General features: G+C 64.6%; 22 protein-coding genes. 11 read left to right on the plus strand and 11 right to left on the minus strand.

Annotated elements, in window-relative coordinates; all coding sequences use genetic code 11:
- The first annotated feature begins 16 nt into the window (after positions 1-16).
- The gene (locus BLR26_RS14210) at positions 17-1,009 is read left to right on the plus strand and encodes a bile acid:sodium symporter family protein (protein ID WP_093381554.1); all 993 of its coding nucleotides are present in this window, start codon (positions 17-19) and stop codon (positions 1,007-1,009) included.
- On the opposite strand, the gene BLR26_RS14215 is transcribed toward BLR26_RS14210, so the two are convergent.
- The 4 genes from BLR26_RS14215 to BLR26_RS14230 form a co-directional block, all read right to left on the minus strand.
- Positions 990-1,907 (minus strand): bestrophin family protein, encoded by a 918-nt coding sequence (locus BLR26_RS14215; protein WP_093381557.1) that lies wholly within the window; start codon positions 1,905-1,907, stop codon positions 990-992. The two genes, BLR26_RS14210 and BLR26_RS14215, sit on opposite strands and share 20 nt — an antisense overlap.
- A gap of 83 nt (positions 1,908-1,990) precedes the next feature.
- On the minus strand, positions 1,991-3,862 hold the full coding sequence (locus BLR26_RS14220) for a hypothetical protein (RefSeq protein WP_143013273.1): 1,872 nt from the start codon (positions 3,860-3,862) through the stop codon (positions 1,991-1,993).
- Between the two features lie 44 nt (positions 3,863-3,906).
- Positions 3,907-4,626 (minus strand): DUF899 domain-containing protein, encoded by a 720-nt coding sequence (locus BLR26_RS14225; protein WP_093381564.1) that lies wholly within the window; start codon positions 4,624-4,626, stop codon positions 3,907-3,909.
- A gap of 293 nt (positions 4,627-4,919) precedes the next feature.
- Entirely contained in the window at positions 4,920-5,576 is a 657-nt protein-coding gene (locus BLR26_RS14230; protein WP_093381565.1) for an HAD family hydrolase, read from the minus strand.
- A gap of 77 nt (positions 5,577-5,653) precedes the next feature.
- Between BLR26_RS14230 and lexA the strand changes: the two genes are divergently transcribed.
- From lexA to BLR26_RS14250, 4 genes are read left to right on the plus strand one after another with little or no spacing between them, the layout of a single operon-like run.
- Entirely contained in the window at positions 5,654-6,271 is a 618-nt protein-coding gene (gene lexA, locus BLR26_RS14235; protein ID WP_045194093.1) for a transcriptional repressor LexA, read from the plus strand.
- A complete protein-coding gene (gene imuA, locus BLR26_RS14240) occupies positions 6,271-6,888 on the plus strand; it encodes a translesion DNA synthesis-associated protein ImuA (protein WP_093381566.1) in 618 nt (205 codons plus the stop codon). The genes lexA and imuA overlap by 1 nt, the downstream gene beginning before the upstream one ends.
- A 6-nt stretch (positions 6,889-6,894) precedes the next feature.
- Positions 6,895-8,310, plus strand: a complete 1,416-nt coding sequence (locus tag BLR26_RS14245) for a Y-family DNA polymerase (RefSeq protein WP_093381567.1) — start codon at positions 6,895-6,897, stop codon at positions 8,308-8,310.
- Positions 8,286-11,390: an error-prone DNA polymerase gene (locus BLR26_RS14250; RefSeq protein ID WP_218124484.1), complete on the plus strand. Its 3,105-nt coding sequence runs from the start codon at positions 8,286-8,288 to the stop codon at positions 11,388-11,390. Before BLR26_RS14245 ends, BLR26_RS14250 begins: the two co-directional genes overlap by 25 nt.
- A gap of 15 nt (positions 11,391-11,405) precedes the next feature.
- Here the strand turns inward: BLR26_RS14250 and BLR26_RS14255 are convergent, their stop codons facing one another.
- Genes BLR26_RS14255 through BLR26_RS14265 form a run of 3 tightly spaced genes read right to left on the minus strand, consistent with a single transcriptional unit; the run spans position 11,406 to position 15,327 of the window.
- Positions 11,406-12,254 (minus strand): aldo/keto reductase, encoded by an 849-nt coding sequence (locus BLR26_RS14255; protein ID WP_093381570.1) that lies wholly within the window; start codon positions 12,252-12,254, stop codon positions 11,406-11,408.
- On the minus strand, positions 12,254-13,111 hold the full coding sequence (locus BLR26_RS14260; protein WP_093381572.1) for an HNH endonuclease family protein: 858 nt from the start codon (positions 13,109-13,111) through the stop codon (positions 12,254-12,256). Before BLR26_RS14260 ends, BLR26_RS14255 begins: the two co-directional genes overlap by 1 nt.
- Positions 13,108-15,327: an AAA family ATPase gene (locus BLR26_RS14265; protein WP_093381575.1), complete on the minus strand. Its 2,220-nt coding sequence runs from the start codon at positions 15,325-15,327 to the stop codon at positions 13,108-13,110. Before BLR26_RS14265 ends, BLR26_RS14260 begins: the two co-directional genes overlap by 4 nt.
- Positions 15,328-15,457: 130 nt before the next feature.
- Between BLR26_RS14265 and BLR26_RS14270 the strand changes: the two genes are divergently transcribed.
- Positions 15,458-16,561, plus strand: a complete 1,104-nt coding sequence (locus BLR26_RS14270; protein ID WP_093381578.1) for a DUF2235 domain-containing protein — start codon at positions 15,458-15,460, stop codon at positions 16,559-16,561.
- Positions 16,562-16,574: 13 nt separating this feature from the next.
- Here BLR26_RS14270 and BLR26_RS14275 read toward each other — a convergent pair whose 3' ends face one another.
- A complete protein-coding gene (locus BLR26_RS14275) occupies positions 16,575-17,468 on the minus strand; it encodes a LysR family transcriptional regulator (RefSeq protein WP_093381581.1) in 894 nt (297 codons plus the stop codon).
- A 137-nt stretch (positions 17,469-17,605) separates the two neighbouring features.
- On the opposite strand from BLR26_RS14275, the gene BLR26_RS14280 reads away from it, so the two are divergent.
- The 3 genes from BLR26_RS14280 to BLR26_RS14290 all read left to right on the plus strand — a co-directional run bounded on the left by BLR26_RS14280 (position 17,606) and on the right by BLR26_RS14290 (position 20,559).
- Positions 17,606-18,304, plus strand: a complete 699-nt coding sequence (locus tag BLR26_RS14280) for a CoA transferase subunit A (protein ID WP_038994784.1) — start codon at positions 17,606-17,608, stop codon at positions 18,302-18,304.
- Positions 18,305-18,336: 32 nt separating this feature from the next.
- Positions 18,337-18,993: a CoA transferase subunit B gene (locus tag BLR26_RS14285; protein WP_045194086.1), complete on the plus strand. Its 657-nt coding sequence runs from the start codon at positions 18,337-18,339 to the stop codon at positions 18,991-18,993.
- Between the two features lie 135 nt (positions 18,994-19,128).
- On the plus strand, positions 19,129-20,559 hold the full coding sequence (locus tag BLR26_RS14290) for a short-chain fatty acid transporter (RefSeq protein WP_093381584.1): 1,431 nt from the start codon (positions 19,129-19,131) through the stop codon (positions 20,557-20,559).
- 47 nt (positions 20,560-20,606) lie between these two features.
- Here the strand turns inward: BLR26_RS14290 and BLR26_RS14295 are convergent, their stop codons facing one another.
- Positions 20,607-21,044, minus strand: a complete 438-nt coding sequence (locus tag BLR26_RS14295; RefSeq protein ID WP_045194084.1) for a carboxymuconolactone decarboxylase family protein — start codon at positions 21,042-21,044, stop codon at positions 20,607-20,609.
- A 102-nt stretch (positions 21,045-21,146) separates the two neighbouring features.
- Complete coding sequence (locus tag BLR26_RS14300; RefSeq protein ID WP_045194083.1) at positions 21,147-22,577, minus strand: MocR-like pyridoxine biosynthesis transcription factor PdxR; 1,431 nt, start codon at positions 22,575-22,577, stop codon at positions 21,147-21,149.
- 160 nt (positions 22,578-22,737) lie between these two features.
- On the opposite strand from BLR26_RS14300, the gene BLR26_RS14305 reads away from it, so the two are divergent.
- Positions 22,738-22,980, plus strand: a complete 243-nt coding sequence (locus BLR26_RS14305) for a DUF2790 domain-containing protein (protein WP_045194082.1) — start codon at positions 22,738-22,740, stop codon at positions 22,978-22,980.
- On the opposite strand, the gene dkgB is transcribed toward BLR26_RS14305, so the two are convergent.
- On the minus strand, positions 22,977-23,780 hold the full coding sequence (dkgB, locus tag BLR26_RS14310) for a 2,5-didehydrogluconate reductase DkgB (protein WP_093381587.1): 804 nt from the start codon (positions 23,778-23,780) through the stop codon (positions 22,977-22,979). The genes BLR26_RS14305 and dkgB overlap by 4 nt on opposite strands.
- Before the next feature lie 159 nt (positions 23,781-23,939).
- On the opposite strand from dkgB, the gene BLR26_RS14315 reads away from it, so the two are divergent.
- Complete coding sequence (locus BLR26_RS14315) at positions 23,940-24,560, plus strand: TetR/AcrR family transcriptional regulator (RefSeq protein WP_045194080.1); 621 nt, start codon at positions 23,940-23,942, stop codon at positions 24,558-24,560.
- Positions 24,561-24,587: the final 27 nt, after the last annotated feature.

Below are 24,587 nucleotides of genomic sequence, written 5' to 3' on the forward strand. Positions count from 1 at the left end.
CAAGCCGGGAGCGGCCATGAAGTACCTGCGGATGCTGTTCGACAATTTCACCCTGGCGCTGCTCGGGATCATCCTCATTGCCACGCTGCTGCCCTGCGAAGGCAGTGGCGCCGTGCTGTTCGGCTGGTTGACCAACCTTGCCATCGGCCTGCTGTTCTTTTTGCATGGCGCCAAGCTGTCGCGCGAGGCGGTCGCCGCCGGTGCCGGGCACTGGCGCCTGCACCTGCTGGTGTTTGCCTGCACCTTTGTGATGTTTCCGCTACTGGGCATGCTGCTCAAGCCGCTGTTGCTGCCGCTGGTGGGCGATGAACTGTACCTGGGCGTGCTGTACCTGTGCGCCTTGCCGGCCACGGTGCAGTCGGCCATCGCCTTTACCTCGCTGGCCCGTGGCAACGTACCGGCGGCGATCTGCAGCGCGGCGGCGTCGAGTTTGCTCGGCATCGTCTTGACGCCGTTGCTGGTGGTGCTGCTGATGGGCGTCGAGGGTGACAGCGGCTCGAGCCTCGATGCCGTGCTGAAGATCGTTGTGCAACTGCTGGTGCCGTTCGTGGCCGGGCAACTGGCGCGGCGCTGGATCGGCGCCTGGGTGGCGCGCAATGCCCGCTGGTTGAAGAGCGTCGACCAGGGTTCGATCCTGCTGGTGGTTTATACCGCCTTCAGCGATGCGGTGGTCAGCGGCCTGTGGCATGCAGTACCTGCGTCGCGCCTGCTGGGCCTGGCGCTGGTCTGCTGCCTGCTGCTGGCGCTGGTGCTGTGGCTGACCGGCGCGCTTGGGCGCTGGCTGGGCTTCAACCTCGAAGACCGCATCACCATTTTGTTTGCCGGCTCGAAAAAAAGCATGGCCACCGGCGTGCCGATGGCCCAGGTGCTGTTCGTCGGCGGCGGTATCGGTGCAATGATCCTGCCGCTGATGCTGTTCCACCAGATCCAGCTGATGGTCTGCGCGGTACTGGCCCAGCGCTATGCCGCGCGTACTGAAGAACCCTCGCTTACAACAGAACCCCTTTGACCGGTTGCAGTGGTGCCGGCGCCGCCTCATCGGCCAGCTCGCGCACGGCGATTTCCAGGTTGCGGCACATGGCGTCCAGGGCCAGGTCGTTGGGCTGGGTGTCGAACGGGTCGGCGATCTGGTCACCCAGGGCATCCAGGCCGAAGAAGGTATAGGCCAGCACGCACACGGCAAACGGCGTGAACCAGCCGATGCTGTCGACCAGGCAGAACGGCAGCAGGAAGCAGTAGACGTGGACGATGCGGTGCAGCATGAGGATGTAGGGGTAGGGGATGGGCGTGTTTTTGATCCGCTCGCAACCGCCAAGCACGTACGACAGCCGGTTGAGCTGCTGGTCGAGGTTGGCCTGGATCACCTCGCCGGCGCCGGCATCGCGGGCCTGGGCCATGAAGCGCTGGCCGAGCAGGCCGAGCAGGCGGCTGGCAGGCGCATCGCTGCTGGCCAGGGTGGTGCGCGTCGGCGTGTCGAGCAGGCGTTGGCGGTCGGCGCAGGCCGGGGTGCCGCGCAACTGGTCACGCAGCACGTAGGCGAATGCAATCAAGGGGTCGAGCAGGGCGCGGCGCTGGTTGGCGTCGAGGTCGGGCAGCAGGCTCAGGGTCTGGCGGGTCAGGTTGCGGCTGACGATCAGCAGCTCGCCCCACAGCGTGCGCGCTTCCCAGAAGCGCTGGTAGGCCACGGTGTTGCGAAAGCCGAGGAAGATCGCCAGGGTCAGGCCCCAGAGGGTAAAGGGCGTGGCGGTGAGGATCACCTTGTACTCGAACAGGGTGCCATGGGTGGCTACCACTGCCGAGCTGATCAGCACGGTGTACAGCACCTTGCGCCAGATCGCCGGGATGATCGAGCCCTTGAGCGAAAACAGCAGGACGCGGATGGAGGGTTTTTGTGGCTGGATGATCATGCAAGGCAAACCTGTACAGTGGCGCATGGACGTCTGCCCGACACTGTAGGGGAAAGCCTTGCACGGTTACAGCCCGGCGTAGGTCACTCGCTGGTAAAGGTAAAGAAATCGAGTAGCGATTGCTTGCGTGCATGCACCTCGATGCGCGAGACCAGGCGGTTGGCAGGCGCGCGGTATTCCACCCACAGGTGCTTATCTTCGGCTGGCACCGTTTCGCGCTCCTCGAGCAATACTCCGTGCTGGTCGTAGAACGCCACATACCCGGGGAGATCGTGCCAGGTCCAGGCAAAGCGAATGCCTGAATAGCTCCCCAGCAGGTCGATGTGCACACGTTGTGGAGTACGGTCCGGCGCCCCCGGAGCGTAAAGCACCAAGGCGCCGCCTTCCATCATGCCAGGCACTTCGTTGCTGGTACGTTCGATAGTTCCGGCGTTGCCCCCGGAACCTGGCAGCAGGGTAAAGCATAACGTGGGCAGGGTAAGGGTCTGTCCTGCTTCAATGAGCTTAAGTTCGACATCGTCGAAGGTTTCAAAGGCAACGGCGGGCTGAATACGAATGTCGTCAAAGCAGAAGTCCGCGCCCTGGTCGTTGCCGTTACCGGTATCGTCACGCGCGATCAGTTCGAGCCGGTGGGTTTCCTGGGTGGCGGTGAAACGCCAGAACAGCCTGTGCCATTGGCTGTCGGTCACGGCAAAGCTGCCCTCGACAGGTGTATGGTCGAGATCAAAGGAAAGTGTCGGGGTTTTCGAACTCTGCCCTGCGCGCCGCACCCGCATCGACAGGCTGTAGTCGGTGCCGGGCACCAGTCGCTGAATGTATTTGCCAAGCACCACGCCGAGCAGGTTGCCGTGGAAATTCTCGAATCGCGCAAAGTTGTCTGGCTGGTCGTCGGTCAATACCAGCGCCTGGCCGTTGGAACCTTTGCGCCAGCCATTCCAGGGGTCTGATTGTGGACGGGGCTCGAAATCGCTATGGTCGACAAACAGCGGCGGTCGGTCCTGCCGGGGTACTTGCGAGAAGGTAAAAAAGTCCAGATACGATTCGAAACCCGAGTTGAGTTCGAGCCAGGCAATGTTATTTTCAACCGGGGCATGGTAGTCGACTTCATGAGCGGTGGCATGACCGCTGCTGTAGGTTTTACTTTTCAGCAACTGGTCCTGGGCGTTGAAGTATTTGATATCGCCTACACCGTACGGCATGGTCCAGAAGAACTTGAGTGATTCGCAGGGTACGCCCAGGTCGAGCCGCACACGTTGACGGACTTGTTGGGACGGGCTGCGTTGCAGGACGATGGCAGGGCCTTCGCGCATGCCGGGGATGGGTCGCGTTGTGACGATGCCGGTCCTGATGTCGGCGGGGCCCGATGTTGGCGTGATCGTCAGGGTGGGCAGTTGCAGGCTCTGGCCTGGACCGATCAGTTGATTGGGCTGGCCGTCGAAATTCTCGCTGCTCACCAGCGGCCGGATCCAGATGTCGTCGAAGCTGAAATCCGCACCGTCGTCACCGTCGGATGGCTGGTCATGGGCGATCAGCGTCAGCCGATGGCTGGGCGCGGTTGCCCGGAAGTACCAGCACAGGGTGCGCCAGTAGGGTTCGATCACCGTATGGCTGTGCTCGAGCGGTACACCGTCCAGGGCAAAGCTCAGGGCCGGAGTCTGCTCACTTTGGCGGTTGCGCCTGGCTCGCAGTGAGACCCGGTATTCGTGGGTCGGCGTCAGCCCGCTCAGGGTCTTGCCCAGAACCTCGCCTTGCAGGCTGCCACGAAAGTTGCTGAATGCTGCGAAGCAGCCTGCTGCATCGCAGGTCACCACCAGGGTTTGGCCGTACTGTTGCTTTTCCCAGCCGTTCCAAGGGGCATCGCTACTCTCGAAAGAGGTGTGATCGTAGTACAGTTCCATACGCCCTGCCTCCGGGGTGGAGCCTGTCGATCGACAGGCCTCGGTGCATTCGAGCACCGCCAGGGCGTGCTGGCTACTGGCAAAAATACTAGGTAGCGCGGCTATTCATGGCAGCAGTGGGGTGGTTGGGCGAGGTCTTGGTAACGGTCATGATGGCGCACCCAGTCCATGGTGCCTTCCTCGTTGCGGCCTTTGGGCATCAGGTCGAGAAAGTTGTAGGTACCGACCAGCATGTCCAGGCCGCGGGCGTAGCTTGAGTAGGTGTGGAACAGCGTGCCGCCGGCATCGCGGTAGAACACGCTGAGGCCCGGCAGCTCGGTTTCCTCGCCCGAATACGGCTCATAGTTGTACTGGTCGCTGCCCTTGGCGCCGACGCCGAAGTCCTGGTTGAAGCTGCTGGCATGCGACGAGACCCAGGGAAACTTCCAGCCCATGCGTTGTTTGAACGCCTGGAACTGGACGTAGGGCGCGCGCGACACCGCCACCAGCGAAACATCGTGGTGGGCCAGGTGCAGGTTGGCGCCGTCGAAATGATCGGCCAGGAACGAACAGCCCGGGCAGCCTTCATCCCAGCCTTCGCCGAACATGAAGTGATAGACCAGCAGCTGGCTGCGACCGGCGAACAGGTCGCCAAGGCTCAGGTGGCCCTCGGGGCCTTCGAAGCGGTAGTCCTGGTCGACCCGCACCCAGGGCAGGGCGCGGCGGGCCTTGCTCAGTTCGTCGCGCTGGTGGGTCAGGGCCTTTTCATGCAGCAACAATTGGCGGCGGGCGCTGAGCCATTCGCTGCGCGAGACCACCTGGGGATTTTGATGGTTGTCCATGGGTACGACTCCGCTGGGGGAATGTACTCATGGTCGATTGTCGGGTGGGGGATTCGACAGAGGTGAGTGCAGGGCTGATGAACGGTGGTGAATTCATCGCGGGTCAAGCCCGCTCCCACAGGTTTTGCATCAACCCTTTGTGGCTGGCTTTAAGCCCCCACAGACCCACTGTGGGAGCGGCGGTGCGGCGACCCGACTTGACCCGCGATGAGGCCAGTACAGCCAACCCATCAAGTGGTGCCCGGATTACGACCGCTTCGCGCTCGATCGCGGGGCAAGGCCCGCTCCCACTTTCAGCCGGACATCCGCCCGATCAACGCCCACAAGCGCTCATCGTCGAAATCCTCCACCACCAACTGCGCACCAGCCTCCAGCAAGGCTTCAGGCCGCTGGCTGGTCGATAGCCCGACGGTAAAGATCCCCGCGCCGCTGGCCGCCTTCACCCCCGGCAGCGAATCCTCGAACGCCAGCGAATGCGCCGCCCGCGCCTGCAGGCGTTCAAGGCCGGTGAGGTAGGGCAGCGGGTCGGGCTTGGCCCGGGCCAGTTCTTCGGCCACCAGCACATGCTCGAAGCGTTGCTCCAGGCCCATGGCGGCGAGCATGTGCACGGCGTTGGCCCGTGGCGCGTTGGTGACCACGGCAATACCGATGCGCTGGCGTTCGGCATGTTCGAGCAAACGCAGCAGGCCGGCGGTGGGCTGCAAGGTTGGCGACAGGGCGCGAAAGCGCGCCTCCTTGCGCTCGGCGAACAGCTGGTGCTCGCTCACCGGGCGGTCGGGGAACAGGTAACGGCACAGGTCGGCATTGGCCCGGCCGCTGACGTGGGCATCGAACTCGGCTTCGGTGAACACCCGGCCTTCTTCGAGCAACAGCTGTTGCATGGCCAGCAGGTGGAGTTTGTCGGTATCGGTCAGGGTACCGTCGAGGTCGAACAACAGGGCATCAAGCATGGTCGGCTTCCGCTGCGGTGGCCGGCCATGATAACCGGATCAGCGGGGCTGGTCAGATGCGTAGGAAAAGAGTACAAATGTACTCCATGAATAAACTATCGCCCAAACGCCGCGCTATTCTCGATTTCATTCGCCAGCGCATCGCCGATCAGGCCCAGCCGCCAAGCCTGGCCGACATCGCCACGGCCTTCGGTTTTGCCTCGCGCAGTGTCGCGCGCAAGCACATCCAGGCGCTGACCGAGGCCGGTTTCATCGAGGTCACCCCCAACCAGGCCCGTGGCATCCGCCTGGCCGGTGCCTTGCGCCGCCCCGAGGTGCTGGAGATCCCGGTGCTCGGCCAGGTCGCCGCCGGCCGGCCGATCGGCCCGGACGTGGATATCCACGAACAATTGATGCTCGATTCGCACCTGTTCAGCCGCTCGCCGGACTACCTGCTCAAGGTGCGCGGCGACTCGATGATCGACGCCGGCATCCTCGATGGCGACCTGGTCGGCATCAAGCAGCAGGCCGAGGCCCGTGACGGGCAGATCATCGTCGCGCGCCTGGACGGCGAGGTGACCATCAAGCGCTTCGAACGTGCCGGCGGGCATTACCGCCTGCTGCCGCGCAACCCGGCCTATGCCCCCATCGAGGTCGGCCCGGAGCACGACTTCGTCATCGAAGGGGTGTTCTGCGGCCTGGTGAGGCGCGGCTGATGGGCGCGGTGGTCAGCCTCGACGGCCTGCTCGACCAGCAACGGCTCTGGAAGGGCCGCCCGCAGGCCTTGCCCCAGGGCCTGCAGCCCAGCGGTCATGCCGCCCTGGATGCGGCACTGCCCGGTGGCGGCTGGCCGCCCGGGGCGCTGACCGAGCTGCTGCTGGCGGCCGAAGGCTGTGGCGAGCTGCAATTGTTGTGGCCGAGCCTGGCGCGCCTGACCCAGGCCGGCGAGCGGGTGGTGCTGATTGCGCCGCCGTTCATTCCCTACCCGCCGGCCTGGCAGGCGGCCGGGGTCGACCTGCAGTGGCTGGCAGTGGTCCAGGCCACTGCCGGCGAAGTACTCTGGGCCGCCGAGCAGTGTTTGCGCTCGGGCAGTTGCGGCGCCGTGCTGTGCTGGCCGCACAAGGCCGATGATCGCGCCTTGCGCCGCTTGCAGGTTGCCGCCGAAAGCGGCCAGACCCTGGCCTTTGCCTGTCGCCCGCAACAGGCTGCGCTCAACCCGTCACCGGCGGCGCTGCGCATTGCCGTCGATGCCCAGCCGGCCCAGTGGCGGGTGCTCAAGTGCCGCGGCGGCCTGGCTCCGGCCACGCCCATTGCCTGCCCCGGGCGAGGCTGATGGATCATGCTCTGGGCCTGTATCCTGCTGCCGCAGCTGGCACTCGACGCCGTGCTGCGCGCCCGCGACGACGCCGACACGCCATTGGTGTTGCTTAGCGGCCCGGCCCAGCGCCGGGTCTTGCAGGCGGTCAACCCGCCAGCCGCTGCCCTGGGCCTGCGCGCCGGGCAGGCGCTGACCACCGCCCAGGCCCTGGCCGGCAGTTTTACCTGCGTCGAGCACGACCCGGCAGCTATCGAGCAATTGCAGCAGTTTCTGGCCGCCTGGGCCTATCGCTTCAGCTCCCAGGTCAGCCTGCATTACCCACGGGTGCTGTTGCTTGAAGTCGAGTCCAGCCTCGGCCTGTTCGGGCCCTGGCCGGCCTTTGAAGCGCGGCTGCGCGCAGAGCTCAAGGCGCTGGGTTTTCGTCACCGCATCGTCCTGGCCAGCAACCCGGTGGCGGCGCGCATGCTCGCCAATGCCCACGACGGCCTGGCCCTTGAGTGCCCGCAGCAAACCCGCGCGGCGCTGGAGCAGATGCCCATCGACCGCGTCGGCCTGCCCGCCGAGGCCGCCAACGCCTTGGCGCGCATGGGCCTGCGCCAGCTCGGCCAGGTCCTGGCCTTGCCCCGTGATGCCCTGGCCCGGCGCTTTGCCGCAGCGGTGCAACTGCACCTGGACCGCCTGCTCGGGCGCCGGCCCATGGCCCTGGAATTCTATTTGCCACCGGACCGCTTCGATGCGCGCCTGGAGCTGAACTTCGATGTCGAATCCCATCAAGCCCTGCTGTTCCCCCTGCGCCGGCTGATCAACGACCTTGCCGCCTTCCTCGCCGGGCGCGACAGCGGCGTGCAGCGCTTTGCCCTGCACCTGGAGCACGGCGAAGGGCCCGACACCTGCGTGCCGGTCGGCCTGCTGGCGGCCGAGCGTGATCCGTCGCTGCTGTTCGAGCTGGCCCGTGGCCGCCTTGAGCAACTGCAGATTGCCGCGCCGGTGCGCAACCTGCGCCTGCTGGCCGAAGACCTGCCGGCCTTCGTGCCGCAGCGCGCCGAACTGTTCGACCCGCGCCCGCAACAGAACCAGCCCTGGGAGCAACTGCGCGAACGCCTGCGCGCGCGGCTGGGCGACGAAGCGGTACGGGGGCTTGCGGCCCAGGCCGATCACCGCCCCGAGTGCGCCTGGCAGGCGGGCGACGGGCCGCGCCAGGCGCTGGCGCTACCAGGTGCGCCACGCCCGGGCTGGCTGTTGGCCGAGCCCCAGGCCTTGCCCGGCGTCGGCGTGCAGTTGCTGACCGGCGCCGAGCGCATCGAGTCCGGCTGGTGGGACGGCGGCGATGTGCGCCGCGATTACTACCGGGTGCGTACCGCCAGCGGTCTGTACGGCTGGGCCTACCGCACCCTCGGTGAAGACGGCCGCTTGTGGCTACAGGGCTGGTTCGCATGAACACCCCGGGCTACGCCGAGCTGCACTGCCTGTCCAACTTCAGCTTCCAGCGCGGCGCTTCCAGTGCCCAGGAGCTGTTCCAGCGTGCCCGCCAGCAGGGCTACCAGGCCCTGGCGATCACCGACGAGTGCACCCTGGCCGGTATCGTCCGCGCCTGGCAGGCAGCCAGGGCGGCGGGCCTGGCGCTGATCGTCGGCAGCGAAGTGCGCCTGCACGACGGCCCCAAGCTGGTGCTCCTGGCCGAGAACCTCGGCGGTTACCAGCACTTGTGCAAACTCATCACCCTGGGCCGGCGACGGGCGAAGAAGGGCGAGTACCAACTGCTGCGCGAAGACTTCGCCACGCCCCTGGACGGCCTGCTGGCGCTGTGGGTGCCGGACGGCAGTGAGGCTGACCAGGCCAGCGGCCACTGGTTGCGCGAGGTGTTCGCCGAGTGGCTGTGGCTGGCGGTCGAGCTGCACCGTGGCGCCGATGACCCGCGGCGCCTGCAACAGTTGCTGGCCCTGGCCGAGCGCCTCGATATTCCGGCCGTGGCCAGCGGTGATGTGCACATGCATGCCCGTGGTCGTCGTGCCCTGCAGGACAGCATGACCGCCATCCGCCATCACTGCAGCGTGGCCGAGGCCGGCCAGCGCCTGTTCGCCAATGGCGAACGGCACCTGCGCCCGCTGGCGCAACTGGCCGAGCTGTACCCGCCGGCATTGCTCGAAGAAAGCCTGCGCATTGCTGCGCGTTGCCAGTTCGACCTGGGCCAGTTGCGCTATCAATACCCTCGCGAACTGGTGCCCGAAGGCCAGACGGCCAGCGCCTGGCTGCGCCATCTGTGCGAGCGCGGCCACCGTGAGCGCTGGCCCGGGGGCATTGGCGACAAGGCGCGCCAGTCCCTGGAACACGAGCTGCAGCTGATCGCCGAGCTCAACTACGAAAGCTACTTTCTTACCGTCCACGACATCGTCAACTTCGCCCGGGGCCAGGGCATTCTCTGCCAGGGGCGCGGCTCGGCGGCCAACTCGGTGGTGTGTTTCGTGCTCGGCATCACCGAGCTCGACCCGATGAAAAGCCACCTGTTGTTCGAGCGCTTTTTGTCCCGCGAGCGCGACGAGCCGCCGGACATAGACGTCGACTTCGAACACGACCGCCGCGAAGAAGTCCTGCAGTACGTGTTCCGCCGCTACGGTCGCCATCGCGCGGCGCTCACCGCCGTGGCCAGCACCTACCACGCTGCCGGTGCAGTGCGCGATATCGCCCGGGTGCTGGGCTTGCCGGTGCAGCAGATCAACGCCCTGGCCGATTGCTGCGGGCGCTGGAGCGACCGCCTGCCGCCGCCCGAGCAACTGCGCGAAGCCGGTTTCGACCCCGACAGCCCGTTGCTGCGCCGGGTGCTGGCGTTGACCGGCGAGCTGATCGGCTTTCCCCGCCACCTGTCCCAGCACCCGGGCGGTTTCGTGATTTCCGAGCAGCCGCTGGACAGCCTGGTGCCGGTGGAAAACGCCGCCATGGACGAGCGCACGGTGATCCAGTGGGACAAGGACGACCTCGACCTGGTCGGCCTGCTCAAGGTCGATATTCTTGCCCTGGGCATGCTCAGCGCCTTGCGCCGCTGTTTCGACCTGCTGTATCGCCACCGTGGCCGCCGGTTGACCCTGGCCAGCGTGCCAGCCGACTGCGCGGCGACCTACGCGATGATCGGCCGCGCCGACACCGTCGGTGTGTTCCAGATCGAGTCGCGGGCACAAATGGCCATGCTGCCGCGGCTCAAGCCGAAGAACTTCTACGACCTGGTGATCGAGGTGGCTATCGTTCGCCCCGGGCCGATCCAGGGCGACATGGTTCACCCGTTCCTGCGCCGGCGTCAGGGGCTTGAGCCGGTGAGCTATCCGTCGGATGCGCTGAAGCAGGTGTTCGAACGCACCCTCGGCGTGCCGTTGTTCCAGGAGCAGGTGATGGAACTGGCGATGGTCGCCGGCGGTTATTCGGCCGGCGAGGCCGACCAGCTGCGCCGGGCCATGGCCGCCTGGAAGCGCCACGGCGGCCTGGAGCCGCACCGCCAACGGCTGACCCAGGGCATGCTCGACAACGGCTACAGCGTAGAATTTGCCGAGCGCATCTTCGAGCAGATCAAGGGCTTTGGCAGCTATGGCTTCCCTGAGTCCCACGCCGCCAGCTTCGCCTTGCTGACCTATGCCAGTTGCTGGCTCAAGTGCCACGAGCCGGCAGTCTTTGCCTGTGCGCTGATCAACAGCTGGCCCATGGGCTTCTACAGCCCCGACCAGATCCTGCAGGACGCCCGCCGTCATCACCTCGAGATCCGCCCGGTGGATGTCTGCCACAGCGACTGGGACTGCAGCCTGGAGCCGGGGGCAGGGGACGCCCTGGCCATTCGCCTGGGCCTGCGCCAGGTGCGCGGCTTTCGCCAGCAGGACGCCTTGCGCATCGAACAGGCGCGGGCCGAGTGCGGCTGGCGCGATGTCAGTGACCTGTGCCTGCGGGCGCAGCTCGATGCCCGTGCGCGTGAGCTGCTGGCCGATGCCGGGGCCTTGCGCGGGTTGGCCAGCGACCGTTACCGGGCGCGCTGGAGCGTGGCCGCGGTGCAGGCGCAACTGCCGTTGTTCGCTGGCATCGAGGCGCCAGAGGAGGCGCCGGTGGATTTACCGCAACCGTCGCTGAGCGAGGACATGTTCGCCGACTACGCCAGTGTCGGCACCACCCTCGGCCCGCACCCGCTGACCTTGCTGCGCCGCCGCCTCAATGCCCTGGGTTGCCGTAGCTCGCAAGCGCTGGAGCAGGCCGAACACAACGATCGGGTCAGCGTGGCGGGGCTGGTGACCGGGCGCCAACGACCGGGGACCGCCAGCGGGGTGACCTTCGTCACCCTTGAAGACGAGTTCGGCAACGTCAACGTGGTGGTCTGGCGCGACCTGGCCGAGCGCCAGCGGCGGGTGCTGGTGGGCGCGCAACTGCTGCGGGTGAGCGGAAAGCTGGAGTGCGAGAGCGGGGTGCGTCACCTGATTGCCCAGCGCCTGGAGGATCTGAGCCCGCTGTTGCAGGGGCTGGATGTGCGCAGTCGGGATTTTCACTGAACAGCATCGCGGCCCTCATACCATCGACAGATGCTGCTTGCGTGTCGGCGGCGCAAAGGCCCGGTCAATCGCGCGCAAATCTTCACTGCTGAGCACCAGGTTGGCCGCCGCCGCGTTCAGGCGCACATGCTCAAGGTCCGCCGCCTTGGGAATGGCAATCACGCCGTCCTGGCGAATCACCCAGGCCAGGCTCACCTGCGCCGGCGTCGCACCATGGCGCTCGGCAATCTCGACCAGGGTCGGGTGCTTGAGCAAGCGCCCGGCCTGGGCCAGCGGGCAGTAGGCCATGGTCGGCAGGTTACGCTTGTGGCTCCAGGGCAGCAGGTCGTATTCGATGCCGCGCTGGGAGGGGTTGTAGAGCACCTGGTTGACCGCGCAATCACCGCTCAGCTGATACAGCTCGCGCAGGTCGTCGACATCGAAGTTGGACACGCCCCAACGGCCGATCTTGCCCTCGACGCGCAAGCGCTCGAAGGCTTCGACGGTTTCCGCCAGCGGGTACTGGCCGCGCCAGTGCAGCAGGTACAGGTCGATGTGTTCGGTGCCCAGGCGCTTGAGGCTGCGTTCGCAGGCCGCGGGAATACCTTTGAGGCTGGCGTTGTGCGGGTACACCTTGCTGACCAGGAACACCTGCTCGCGACGCCCGGCAATGGCCTTGCCTACAACGGTTTCCGCGCCGCCTTCGGCGTACATTTCGGCCGTATCGATGAGGTTCAGGCCCAGCTCGATACCGTGCTGCAAGGCGGCGACTTCGGCGTGCTGGCGGGCCGGGTCTTCGCCCATGTACCAGGTGCCCTGGCCAATCCTGGAAAGCTTGTGGGAGGTTGTTTGCAATCGTGTGAGGGGGGCCTTCGTGTCAGTCATCAGCAATCGAGTCCGTAGTTCTTGAAAATGGTGCGGGCAACGGCCAGAAAAGGCTCGTTTGGTGCCAGGTGGCTTCTGGCATCTTCGAGTAATTGCCGGGCGTGATCCCTGAGATCTTGCTTGAGCGCCGGATGGGTAGCCTGGCGCATCATTTCAATGGCTTTGAGCGCTCGTTCCAGCGCCGCCTTGACGCGCTTTTCCTTGAGCTGGCGCTGTTCGACGAGGTCGCGACGCAATAAACCGTACACTTCAATGGAGACTTGCCCCTTCGGGCTGGGCACCAGGTTGGCAGCTATCTGGATTGTCCTGGGGCGGACCAGGCCCTTGGCAAGAAACTCCAGGTGCTGCTCGGGGTCGTCCACGCAAGGATTGAGCAGCAACTCAATTTCATTTTTTTGCGCGGCGTGGTCGCGCCAGCGCAGCGTTTCATTGACCACAGGGAACAGATTGGCTTTGCCGGACATGCCGGTGCTGTCATCGGCAAAGGTCTTGCCGCGTTTGCGGTTGCAATCGATACACGACGGTAGCAGGTTGTCCCAGTCGGCAGCGAGCCAGTAATAGCCGGGTTTGCTCATTTTGCCATTGATCACCACAGCGCCTTTGGGGCGAAAGTGCTCGATGTCTTCCGGGCCACCGGCGGCGTAATTGAATTCGCAGTAGGCACATTTCTTGTGGAACAGCACGCGCAGGGCCTCGACGATTTCCGGGTCTTTGTACACGCTGAACTCAAAGGGCGGAGGCGGGGTTGCAGGCGTGGCATTGACGATATGCGCGATCGCGCGCCGGGTCTCGTCCTGGCCGGCAGACTGCGCCCCATCGAGCACGGCCGGAGCGGCGCTGCGTTGTACCTTGATCATGATTCAGGCCCTTTCCCGTCGTGCGCCACAGGCTGGGCCGGTTCAAGCTGGATTTCCTCCCACAGGCTCTTGAGTTCGATGAGCGCATCATGCTCATCCTCCGCCGGCAGCTCGCGGGCACTGGCCATGCGCTCGGCCAGGAACTTGTCGGCCGCTTCAAAAACCATGTGCTCCCGAGGCGTCAGGCCCATCTTGTTGTTGCCCCGCAACTGCTCGCTGATGGTCTGCAGGCGATCCTGCTGGCCAGGGCTGCGTTGCTCCATGGCCAGCAGGCGGTAGTACTCCTCGAACAGGCGATCGATCTCCACGTCCTCGGTCGAATGCAGGCCGAAGTATTCTGACGCCAGCAGTTGATCGACGCGCATGAAGCGTGGGGAGGGCAGTTCAGTGTTCTTGGTGGTCATGGCCGTGACCGGGCCATCGAGAATGCGGGTCAGTACGGCGATTTCACTGCTGTCCAGCCCCCTGAGGGTGAGGGGTTCATGGCTGGTGGCAATGAACTGTACCCGCGGAAACACTTCGCGCAGGCGCTGCACGATACGCATTCGCCAGCGCGGATGCAGATGGGCGTCGACTTCGTCGATCAGCACAATGCCTTCAGCCGAGGACATATCCTGCCAGCCCAGGCGCATGATGCTCATGATATCCATGGCCAATGCCAGCACGGCCTGGTAGCCACTGCTGACGGCTGTCAGGGTATCTTGCCCGGAGGGGCTCTTGACGATGATCTGATGATTGCGCCGAACCAGTTGGACGCCGTCGGCGCTGGGCAGCAACGAGGTCAGAGAGCGGGCGAAGCGATTGAATTCTGCCGAACTTGCGGTGTTCAGCCAGGGGACTCCGTTGTCGAGGAAGCGTGTCGGGTCGAACAGGTTTTCCACTTTGCTTCTGGCCGCAGCTGACGGGTCGGCTGGCTGCGGTTTACCCATTAAACGAGTCGCGCCATAAGCCAGTACCATGACTTTCGGCTCCGCTGGCTTGATGCTGATTTTGTTGCCGCGCCGGGTCAGGGTCATGACGATAGGTTCCGACATGCCAGACAGCTCGACCCTGACTTCGCCGCGGGCTGCGCCTTTTTGCAGCAGGTCGGTGGCCTGCACGCCCAACCGTTCAACGCCACTCTGGCCAATCAGCGCGCACGCCAGTGCCTGGAGCAAGGTGCTCTTGCCCGTGCCGTTCTCACCGAGCAGCATGTACCAGGAGCCGATCTTGCCATCGCTGAACGAGGGTTCGAGTTGAAGGTGGTCAACCGCGCGGATATGCCTGAATTCCATGCGCTCAATGTACTGAGACATCCGATACAGTTGTTCGGGCGGCTGCGATTGCTCGATCGAGAATGACTCAAGCGCCTTGGTTCGTTGTGTCAGGTCTCTGGACGCATCGCGCAGCGCCTTGCTGTTACTCGCGCTGCTCGAGGCACCCAGCGCGGTGTTGAAATTGAGGAAATCCGTCATGCGCTTGTGGCTGCTGGGGAACTGCGCGACCACTTGTTCCGCCCAGGCCCGGACAAACTGGCGGCGCATGGCGCAGAACGGGCTCTGCGGCCTGACCATTTGCGCCAGGTATTCCAGGCTCTTTGTGTCGGGACGCTTGTTTTTCATCAGCGCTTGCAGGTGTTCGAGATTGCGCAGGTCATCCGACCGGGCCTTGATCAGGTTGCTGCGGTTCAGGCCCAGCACATCGATGGTGGCCTGGCCGCGTTCGGTTGCGCTGGTGATCTTGCCGTCGCTGAGAAACAGGAATACTCCATCAAGATCATCTTCAGCGGGATCGAGCAGCAGGTTTTTTTCCTGGCGCAGGGCTTCCCCGGTGGTCCCCATTTTGGCCCGTGGCCCTTGCACCGGAAAGCGCGGCCCCTTGAGTGCATTGCATTCGGCGCAGCTGGGCAGGTAGTTGCTCCATTCGAACGTCAACCACCAATAGTGGTCATCGGAGACGCCACCGCTGAAGTCGGTGCTGCCGTAGCGCGGTCTGAACAGTTCGATTTCCGGGCGGCTGACCAACTGCTCGCAATAGGCACACTTATTGACCTGGCGTTCACTCCAGAGCAGACGAATATCCGGGTGCAAGCGTGCGGCGATGCGTTGGAAGCCAAAACGCGCCTGGGCACGTTTCGCCGCAGGCTGGCGATAGAACGCCTCGGCTTCACTGCGTAGCCGGGTAAACGCCGCGGAGGAAAACACCTCTGGGATTGGCCCGCGTTCGATCCTGATCATCGGGTTAGACTCCAGTGAAGAGGGAGTTGCGACTGCGCGTGATGTGCTGACTATAGCTGTTGCAACGCAGCTGATGGCGATAAAGCATCATTGACCTATAGTCAAAGCGTCAGCACAGGAGGCTCTGCACATGGCGCGGCAACTGGTGATATGCCTGGACGGCACCAACAACCGTTTCAGTCAGCAACCGACGCATATACTGCGCCTTGTGCGGGCACTCAATCCTGACCCGCAGCAAGTCCTGTCTTACTATGATCAGGGCGTCGGTACCTTCGGCCTCAAGGAAACCCTGTTCGAATGGCAGAAACTGCCGGCGCGGATCTTTGGCCTGGCCTTCGGCTGGGGGCTCAAGCGCAATGTTGAAGGGGCGTATCGTTTTCTTGCCGAGCAGTATCAGCCGGGCGACCAGGTGTTTGTTTTCGGCTTCTCGCGCGGCGCTTACGCGGCCAGGGTGCTCGCCGCCCTGGTGCATGGGCTGGGGTTGGTGCCGGCCCATCAGACTCATCTTTTCGATTATGCCTGGTCCATGCTGCTGGCCCGAGACCAGGACAAGACCCCTGATTTTGCTCTACAGCGCCAGTTCAAGGAGACGTTTGGCCGCGACCTGGAGATCAGCTTTCTTGGCCTGTTCGACACGGTGAAATCCCTGGGCTGGATCTATGACCCGGTCAGTATTCCCTTTACCGCCAGCAACCCAAGTGTGGCGAAGGTGCGTCATGCCGTGTCGCTTGATGAGCGTCGTTGCTTCTTTCGCCAGCACTTGTGGCGGGCCAAGCCGACAGATCCGACCGATGTCAAAGAGGTGTTTTTTCGCGGCGTGCACTGTGATGTCGGTGGCGGTTATGCGGTTGCCGAGTCGCAGTTGGCCCTGGTGGCCCTGCGCTGGATGTTCGCCCAGGCCGGTGCCGCAGGTTTGGCCCTGGACGCCCAGGCCTGCCAGGCGCAATTGAACCCGTTGGCCGGCGTAGCCCCGGACCCTCTGGCGCAATCCCATGACTCGATGAACCGTGCCTGGCGAATCGCCGAATGGGTCCCGCGGCTGGTGTGGAGCAAGGGCAGGCGCAAACTGGTCATTGGCGCCATGCCGCCGTTACGCCAGCCTTACCCGCGGGTATTGCCCAACGCATTGCTGGTGCATGAATCGGTTGATGCACGAATCAAGGCAGGCGGTTATGCGTCGGCAAGCATCGTCAACGGTGTGACGCAAGTGACCTATGTCGCCGATCTGCCTTGAGTGAGTCGGCAGTTCATAGCAGGTTGCCGGCGTTGCACTCCAGCAGCACCTCCAGCAGCGCCTGCGCCGCTGCCGAAAGCTTGTGGTCGGCCAGCAGGGTCACGCCAATACGCCGTTCTATACTCGGTTCTATCAGCGGCACGCAACGCGCACCCAGCTCCTGCATCTGGCCGATGCACAGCGCCGGCACGGCACTGACGCCCAGGCCGTTGGCAACCATGCGGCCGATGGTCGACAGCTGATGGCTTTCAAAGGCTACCGCCAGCTTGCCGTGTTCGGCGGCCAGGTGCTGCTCCAGCAGCAGGCGCACCGCCGAAGGGCGTTGCAGGGCAATGAAGTCTTCGCCCAGCAGTTCACGCCAGCTCACCTTTGGCTGTTGCGCCAGCGGCGAGTCGGCCGGCACCACGGCGACGAAGCGGTCCAGGTACAGCGGCGTGAAACGCAGCGGCTCGCTGGCTTCGGGTTCGAAGCCGATGCCCAGTTCGACGCGGCGGTGGCGCACCAGTTCCAGCACTTGTTCGTTGATGACGTCGTGCACCGTGACGTTGACCCGCGGGTAGCGCTGGCGGAACACCTTCAGCGCCGCCGGCAGCAAGTTGCCGGCAAAGGCCGGCATGGCGGCGATCGACACCCGCCCAAGCTGCAGGGTAAAGCGCTGGCGCAGCAATTCTTCAGTGTTGTCCCAGTCGGCCAGCAGTTGCCGGGCCAGCGGCAGCAGCACTTCGCCCTCCGGCGTCAGGCTGACGCTGCGGGTGGTGCGGCTGAGCAGGGCGCCGCCGAGGTTGTCCTCCAGGGCCTTGATGGTCAGGCTCAGGGCAGGCTGCGACAGGTGCAGGTGTTCGCCAGCCTGGGCAAAGCTCTGGTATTTGGCGACGGTGACGAAGGCGCGCAGCTGTTTGACGTTCATCGGGCTAGGCTATTCTTTTGAAAAGTTAATCAATCGATCATAAAAACAAAATTAACAAATAAGTGCTCAGGGGTGAAGATGGTTCAAACGCTCGCCGACACCCCTGTCGGATCAACAACTACAAAAGGCGGATCAGCATGGCCGGACTGGACAAGCGCGTAGCAACCTATGAACAGGCCCTTGAAGGCCTGACCGACAACATGACGGTACTGGCCGGTGGTTTCGGCCTGTGCGGCATCCCGGAAAACCTCATTGCCGAAATCAAGCGCCGTGGCGTCAAGGGCCTGACCGTGGTTTCCAACAACTGCGGCGTCGACGGCTTTGGCCTGGGCGTGCTGCTTGAAGAGCACCAGATCCGCAAGATGGTTGCCTCCTACGTGGGCGAAAACGCCGAGTTCGAGCGCCAGCTGCTCAGCGGCGAACTTGAAGTGGAACTCACCCCGCAAGGCACCCTGGCCGAGAAAATGCGCGCTGGCGGCGCCGGCATCCCGGCCTTCTTCACCGCCACCGGCTACGGCACCCCGGTCGCCGAAGGCAAAGAGGTGCGCGAATTCAACGGCCGCAAGTACATCCTTGAAGAGTCCATCACCGGCGACTTCGCCATCGTCAAGGGCTGGAAGGCCGACCACTACGGCAACGTGGTGTACCGCAACACCGCGCAGAACTTCAACCCGCTGGCCGCCACCGCCGGCAAGATCACCGTGGTCGAGGTCGAAGAGATCGTCGAGCCGGGCGTGCTGCTGCCGACCGAAATCCATACCCCGGGCATCTATGTCGACCGGGTCATCGTCGGCACCTTCGAGAAGCGTATCGAAAAACGCACCGTCAAAGCCTGACCCGACCCCAGAACAATAAAGAGATCCTGACCATGGCACTTACCCGCGAACAAATGGCCCAACGTGTAGCCCGTGAACTCAAGGATGGCTACTACGTCAACCTCGGCATTGGCATCCCGACCCTGGTGGCCAACTACGTCCCGGCCGATATGGACGTAATGCTGCAATCGGAAAACGGCCTGCTGGGCATGGGTGAATTCCCCACCGAAGCGCAGCTGGACGCCGACATGATCAACGCCGGCAAGCAGACCGTCACCGCCCGCACCGGCGCCTCGATCTTCAACTCGGCCGAATCCTTCGCCATGATCCGCGGCGGTCACGTCGACCTCACCGTGCTCGGCGCCTTTGAAGTGGACGTGCAAGGCAACATCGCCTCGTGGATGATCCCCGGCAAGCTGGTCAAGGGCATGGGCGGGGCGATGGACCTGGTGGCCGGTGCCGACAACATCATCGTCACCATGACCCACGCCTCGAAGGACGGCGAGTCCAAGCTGCTGCCGCGTTGCAGCCTGCCGCTGACCGGCGCCGGCTGCATCCGCAAGGTGCTCACCGACCTGGCATACCTTGAGATCGAGAACGGCGCCTTCATCCTGCGCGAGACTGCGCCGGGGGTGACGGTTGAAGAGATCATCGAAAAGACCGCGGGCAAGCTGATTGTGGCGGATGATGTTAAAGAAATGACCTTCTGAGTCGTGCTTTCGGGCCCCATCGCGGGTCAAGCTCGCTCCTACAGGTATTTGTGGGAGCGGCGGTGCGGCGATCCGACTTGCCCCGCGATGGGGCTTTTGGCTGTTCCAGAAAAATAACGATAAAAGGAAAATCCCGTGGCCGCTGATATCCAAGACAGCCGCTCCGCCCGTTTTGCCCTGCGTTGCTCGAACTGGGCCGAACGCTGGTTCCCCGACTCCTGGGTGTTCGCCGCCCTGGCCGTGGTGCTGGTGTCGGTCGCTGCCCTCGCCATGGGCGGCAAACCCACCGATACCGCCAAGGCCTTCGGTGACGGTTTCTGGAGCCTGATCCCGTTCACCATGCAGATGGCTTTCGTGGTCATCGGCGGTTACGTGGTGGCCAGCTCGCCACCTGCGGTCAAGTTGATCGACCGCCTGGCGCGCCTCCCCAACAACGGTCGTTCGGCGGTGTGCTGGGTGGCGTTGATCTCGATGGTCGCCTCGTTGCTCAACTGGGGCCTGTCGCTGGTGTTCGGCGGTTTGCTGGTGCGCGCCCTGGCCCGGCGCACCGACCTTAAAATGGACTACCGCGCCGCCGGTGCCGCCGCCTACCTGGGCCTGGGTGCGGTGTGGGCCCTGGGCCTGTCGTCTTCGGCCGCGCAACTGCAGGCCAACCCGGCCAGCCTGCCGCCGTCGATCCTGGCGATCACCGGGGTGATCCCGTTCACCGAGACCATCTTCCTCTGGCAGTCGGGGGTGATGCTCGCCGCGCTGGTGGTGGTTTCGCTGGTCGTGGCCTATGCCACTGCGCCGGGCCCCAACAGCGCCCGCAGCGCCGAAGCCTGCGGCGTCGACCCAAGCTTCTCGGCACCGCCAACACCGCAGCGCACCCGCCCGGGCGAGTGGCTGGAGTACAGCCCGATCCTGATCCTGCTGCTGGTGGCGCTGGCCGCTGGCTGGCTGTACAACGAGTTTTCGACCAAACCTGCGATCACCGCGATTTCCGGGCTGAACACCTACAACCTGCTGTTCATCATGGCCGGTGCCTTGCTGCACTGGCGCCCGCGCAGCTTCCTCGATGCCGTGGCCCGGGCGGTGCCGACCACCACCGGGGTGCTGATCCAGTTCCCGCTGTACGGCTCGATCGCAGCGATCCTGACCCAGGTCCAGGGCGCCGATGCGCAGAGCCTGGCGCACCACATCTCGACCTTCTTCGTACAGATCGCCACCCACGACACCTATGCCTTGCGGATGGGCGTGTACTCGGCGGTGCTGGGCTTCTTCATCCCTTCGGGCGGCGGCAAGTGGATCATCGAAGCGCCGTACGTGATGCTGGTGGCCAACGACCTGCAGTACCACCTGGGCTGGGCGGTGCAGATCTACAACGCCGCCGAGGCGCTGCCGAACCTGATCAACCCGTTCTACATGCTGCCGCTGCTGGGCGTGCTGGGCCTGAAGGCGCGCGACCTGATCGGCTTCTCGTTCGTGCAGTTGCTGGTGCACGTGCCGCTGGTGCTGTTCCTGCTGTGGATCCTCGGCACCACCTTGCAGTACACGCCGCCGGTGATGCCGACCCCGGCGGGCTGATTGAAACACTGCAAGGCCCGCTCCCACAGTCTGTGTCCAAACACAGATCAGCCAGGAATCATCGCAAAGCCGACGCCGAAGCGGTTCCAGGCGTTGATGGTGGCGATGGCCAGGGTCAGGTTGACCACTTCGGCTTCGCTGAAGTGCTCGAGCAGCGCGCGGTACTGGTGCTCCGGGGCGCGCTGGTCGGGCAGGCGGGTCAGGCTTTCGACCCAGGCCAGCGCCGCCCGCTCGCGCGGGCTGAAGAATTCGGTTTCGTCCCAGACGCTCAGGGTCTGCAGGCGCGCTTCGCTTTCGCCGCTTTTGCGTGCATCGTTGGCGTGCAGGTTGACGCAGTAGGCGCAGCCATTGATTTGCGAAGCACGCAGGCGCACCAGCTCCAGCAGCGAATTCTCAAGCCCCGATTTACCCAGGGCCATTTCCAGGCCGACCATGGCTTTGTAGGCTTCAGGCGAGTGTTTGGCCCATTCGATACGATTGCTCATTGCTGCTCTCCGCTAAGGTCCGCCACAGGCGGCGATGGCGCTACCTTAGCGCCAGGTACGGCGTACTCGAATAGCCAATTTTGCCCTTTGTCAGGAGGCCAATCAGTCAAGGGCCTGGAGCACGTCGCGCAGGCGGTCCAGGGCCGGGTCGATGTCCAGCCGTTCGATGGCGCCAAAGCCCAGCAGCAGGCCCTGGCGCACCGGCACGCGGGCATGGAAGGGCGCCAGTGAATACAGGCCGACCTCGACCTTGCGCGCCATGCTGATCAGAAACTCGACATCCAGCTCGCCCCGGGCCAGGGCGCTCAGGTGATAACCGGCAGTGGCCGGCACTACCTCGAACCAGGGCGCCAGGTCACCCTGCAGGCGGGCCAGGATGCATTCGCGGCGCGCGGCATAGACCTCGTGCACGCGGCGGATGTGCTTTTGCAGCGAACCTTCGCTGATGAACTGCGCCAGTGCCCACTGGTTGAGGGTCGGGGTGTGCCAGTCGGTCAGTTGCTTGGCGATGCAGATCGCCTCGCGCAGCGCTTCGGGGACGATGCAGTAACCCAGGCGCAGCTCCGGCAGAAGTGTTTTGGAGAAGGTCCCGACATAGGCCACCAGGCCGTGGCGGTCGAGGCTTTGCAACGAGTCGGTGGGCCGCCCTTCATAGCGAAACTCGCTGTCGTAGTCGTCCTCGATGATGATCGCGCCCAGCGCTGCGGCACGTTCGAGCAAGGCCTGGCGGCGCGCCGGGCTCATCGGCATGCCCAGCGGGAACTGGTGCGACGGGGTGACGTAGATCAGCCGTGTACCCTCGGCGATCTGCTCGACGCACATGCCCTCGGCGTCGACCGGCACGCATTGCAGCTCGGCGCCCTGGGCCAGGAACAACTGGCGCGCCGGGGTGTAGCCGGGGTCTTCCATGGCCACCTGGCAACCGGGTTCGACCAGCACCCGGGTGATCAGGTCCAGGGCTTGCTGGGCGCCGTTGCAGACCACCACGTCCTGGCTGCTGCAACGCACGCCGCGGGCGAAGGCGATATGCCGGGCGATCGCCTCGCGCAACTCCGGCAGGCCCTGGTGGGCGCTGTAGCGGGCGCTGCTGTGGCGGATCTGGCGCAGGGCGTATTGGCTGCAGCGGCGCCAGTCATCGAAGGGGAATTGCACCTTGCTCGAGGCGCCGCCGATAAAGTCGTAGCGCAACATCGGCAGTTTGAGGTCAGCCAGCGGGTTGGCCCGGGCCTGCCATTTGGCCAGGGTGGCGGCGCTGGCCAGGGGGATGCTGGTACTGGGTGGTGGGTTGCGGGTGGCGGCAGGGGTGATAAAGCTGCCTTTGCCGACCTGGCCGCTGAGCAGGTTGTCGTAGGTCAGGCGCGAATAGGCTTCGGCCACGGTCTTGCGCGACACCCCCAGTTGCTCGGCCAGCAGGCGGCTGGGGGGCAGTTGCGTGCCGGCCGCCAGGCGGCCGCTGTCAATGCCGTCGCGCAACTGCTGGTAAAGCTGCTCGGCCAGGCCCTTGCGGCCCTGCAGGCTGATGTGGAGTTCCATGGTGAGGGGCGTATCCGCAGGCGTTTGTCTGGCGTTCAGGTTACCTGATTCGCTGCCGTTGATCCCCTGGTGCAACGCCTATGCCCGCAGCGCGCCACACTCAACGGGTCGAGGTTCGCCGGCACTGCGGCGAACCGCTTGCGTGCACAGGAGAATCACCATGAGCCTGCGTTATCTGCCGGGTTTGAGCCTGTTGCTGGCGGCGACGGCCCAGGCCGCCACACCGGTGCCGGTCTATCACTATGGCATGCCCGTGGATGTCGCCCGGGTGCTGCAGCTGAGCGAACCGGCCAGCGACACCTGCGAGGTGGTGCTGGCCAGCATGGTCTATGTCGACTCCGCGGGCCGGCAACACAGCCTGCAGTACCTGAAACTGGCCCGGGTCTGCACCGACCGCGGTTAGTCCCAGGCTGGCGCCAGGCTCTCGGGGCTGGTCAGGCGCAGGCCGCTGTCGAGGGCGGCGATCCTGCCCATGTCGTCAGCGCTGAGCTTGAGTTCGCGGGCCTTGAGGTTGCCGGCCAGGTTCTCGCGCCGGGTCGAGGACGGGATCACCGCATAACCCAGCTGCAGGGCCCATGCCAGGGTCACCTGCGCCGGGGTGGCGCCGTGCTGCGCGGCGATCTGCTTGATCACCGGGTCGTGCAGGACCTTGCCGTAGCCCAGGGTCATGTACGAGGTCACGGCAATCCCCTGGCTGTGCATGAAGTCCACCAGCCTGCGGTTCTGCAGGTACGGGTGCAGCTCGATCTGGTTGGTGGCGATGGCGTCCTTGCCGACCACCTCAATGGCTTGGCGCAGCAGGTCGATGGTGAAGTTGGACACGCCGATCTGCCGGGTCAGGCCCTGCTTTTGCGCTTCGGCCAGGGCGCCCATGAACTCGCTGACCGGCACTGCGCCCTGGGGCGATGGCCAGTGGATCAGGGTCAGGTCGAGGTAGTCGCTGCGCAGCTTGTGCAGGCTGTCCTTGAGGCTGGGGATCAGCTTGTCGGCGGCCAGGTTCTCGGTCCAGATCTTGCTGGTGATGAACAGCTCGTCACGGTCGATGCCGCTGGCGGCCACGGCCTGGCCGACCTCGGCTTCGTTGCCGTAGATCTGCGCGGTGTCGATGGCGCGGTAACCGAGTTCGAGGGCGGTGGCCACCGAATCGATCACTACCTGATCCTTGAGGCGGAAGGTGCCAAGGCCAAGGGCGGGAATAGTCATGAGCGGGTTCCTCCGGTGCGAGCGTTGATAAACAAGACGTGCAGTATTGCGACTGTGCCCGCGCAGAAAAATGCCCGTTGCCGCACAAGCTTTTTGCTTGCAGCGCACGAATGCTCCGGCAATGGTAGCCTTGCAGGGTCAGTCGCAACGGATTCGGCCATGGCCCAGCACAAGCTCAGCATTCGTCAACGCAACGTTGACAACATCCTTCTGGCAGCGGAAAAGGTCTTTGCCGAAAAAGGCTTCGCCGGCACCGCCATGGCCGACATCGCCGAGGCCGCGCAGCTTCCACGCAGCAACGTGCACTATTACTTCAGCACCAAGGCCGAGCTGTACCAGGCGGTGCTGTTCGGCCTGCTCGATGTGTGGAAGCAGGATGCCCTGTGTTTTGAACTGTATGACGATCCGCGCATCGTGCTGAGCAGCTACATCCGCGCCAAGATGAACCATTCGCGCACCCGGCCCCATGGCTCCAAAGTCTGGGCCAACGAGATCATCCATGGTGCGCCGAACCTCGGCGCGGCGCTGGACGACCCGCTGTACGACTGGGCGAAAATGAAAGAAGCGAAGATCCGCCAGTGGATCGAGGACGGGCGGATCCTGGCGGTGGAGCCCTCGGGCCTGCTGTACATGATCTGGGCCTCGACCCAGCACTACGCCGACTTCAGCCACCAGGTCGGGCTGCTCAACGATCACCAACCGCTGTCGGAGCTGCAGTTCGAACGGGCGGTGCAGACGGTGACCAGTGTGATCCTCAGGGGGATCGGGCTTGAGCCCTGATCCAAAGCATCGCTGGCAAGCCAGCGG

The organism is Pseudomonas sp. UC 17F4 (assembly GCF_900101695.1).
Lineage (GTDB): Bacteria > Pseudomonadota > Gammaproteobacteria > Pseudomonadales > Pseudomonadaceae > Aquipseudomonas.

Bases quoted from the DNA above. Each gene is read 5' to 3' on its own strand.
- lexA (WP_045194093.1), top strand. From the start codon at position 5,654: ATGTACTCCATGAATAAACTATCGCCCAAACGCCGCGCTATTCTCGAT.
- BLR26_RS14275 (WP_093381581.1), bottom strand. From the start codon at position 17,468: ATGAACGTCAAACAGCTGCGCGCCTTCGTCACCGTCGCCAAATACCAG.
- BLR26_RS14315 (WP_045194080.1), top strand. From the start codon at position 23,940: ATGGCCCAGCACAAGCTCAGCATTCGTCAACGCAACGTTGACAACATC.
- BLR26_RS14270 (WP_093381578.1), top strand. From the start codon at position 15,458: ATGGCGCGGCAACTGGTGATATGCCTGGACGGCACCAACAACCGTTTC.
- BLR26_RS14300 (WP_045194083.1), bottom strand. From the start codon at position 22,577: ATGGAACTCCACATCAGCCTGCAGGGCCGCAAGGGCCTGGCCGAGCAG.
- BLR26_RS14210 (WP_093381554.1), top strand. From the start codon at position 17: ATGAAGTACCTGCGGATGCTGTTCGACAATTTCACCCTGGCGCTGCTC.
- BLR26_RS14215 (WP_093381557.1), bottom strand. From the start codon at position 1,907: ATGATCATCCAGCCACAAAAACCCTCCATCCGCGTCCTGCTGTTTTCG.
- imuA (WP_093381566.1), top strand. From the start codon at position 6,271: ATGGGCGCGGTGGTCAGCCTCGACGGCCTGCTCGACCAGCAACGGCTC.
- BLR26_RS14225 (WP_093381564.1), bottom strand. From the start codon at position 4,626: ATGGACAACCATCAAAATCCCCAGGTGGTCTCGCGCAGCGAATGGCTC.
- BLR26_RS14245 (WP_093381567.1), top strand. From the start codon at position 6,895: ATGCTCTGGGCCTGTATCCTGCTGCCGCAGCTGGCACTCGACGCCGTG.
- BLR26_RS14280 (WP_038994784.1), top strand. From the start codon at position 17,606: ATGGCCGGACTGGACAAGCGCGTAGCAACCTATGAACAGGCCCTTGAA.
- dkgB (WP_093381587.1), bottom strand. From the start codon at position 23,780: ATGACTATTCCCGCCCTTGGCCTTGGCACCTTCCGCCTCAAGGATCAG.
- BLR26_RS14305 (WP_045194082.1), top strand. From the start codon at position 22,738: ATGAGCCTGCGTTATCTGCCGGGTTTGAGCCTGTTGCTGGCGGCGACG.
- BLR26_RS14260 (WP_093381572.1), bottom strand. From the start codon at position 13,111: ATGATCAAGGTACAACGCAGCGCCGCTCCGGCCGTGCTCGATGGGGCG.
- BLR26_RS14265 (WP_093381575.1), bottom strand. From the start codon at position 15,327: ATGATCAGGATCGAACGCGGGCCAATCCCAGAGGTGTTTTCCTCCGCG.
- BLR26_RS14230 (WP_093381565.1), bottom strand. From the start codon at position 5,576: ATGCTTGATGCCCTGTTGTTCGACCTCGACGGTACCCTGACCGATACC.
- BLR26_RS14295 (WP_045194084.1), bottom strand. From the start codon at position 21,044: ATGAGCAATCGTATCGAATGGGCCAAACACTCGCCTGAAGCCTACAAA.
- BLR26_RS14285 (WP_045194086.1), top strand. From the start codon at position 18,337: ATGGCACTTACCCGCGAACAAATGGCCCAACGTGTAGCCCGTGAACTC.
- BLR26_RS14255 (WP_093381570.1), bottom strand. From the start codon at position 12,254: ATGACTGACACGAAGGCCCCCCTCACACGATTGCAAACAACCTCCCAC.